This is a genomic window from Xanthomonas pisi DSM 18956 (assembly GCF_001010415.1).
GTDB lineage: Bacteria > Pseudomonadota > Gammaproteobacteria > Xanthomonadales > Xanthomonadaceae > Xanthomonas > Xanthomonas pisi.
This window is the reverse complement of sequence record NZ_JPLE01000263.1, coordinates 1-258: the sequence shown is the minus strand read 5'-3', so window position 1 is coordinate 258 and position 258 is coordinate 1. Positions and strand designations below refer to the sequence as shown.

The 258-nt window shown below is 39.9% G+C and carries 1 protein-coding gene; it reads right to left on the bottom strand.

Features of this window, described 5'->3' with window-relative positions; all coding sequences use genetic code 11:
• Window positions 1-258: hypothetical protein (locus Y887_RS20825; RefSeq protein WP_211257024.1), on the bottom strand; the 258-nt coding region annotated here is incomplete at both ends.

Here is a 258-nt window from a genome sequence, read left to right as displayed (position 1 = left end):
GACCAAGGCCATTTTTCCATTCGGCGAGATTACCCTTTTCGGACAGACTCATAATAACAACATGAGCGTATTTGTCGCCCAGTTTAACTTGTTTTACAGCATCACCTTCGGAAAGGTAAGAGAATAAGCGAACTACGATGTTTGTATCGATATCACCAATTTTCCAGACTTGTGGAACTTTAGCTTTAGGGTTCAAATTGACGACAGGAAGACTGCCTTCAGATTCAAACACTTCATTTAATTGTTCAGACATAGTGT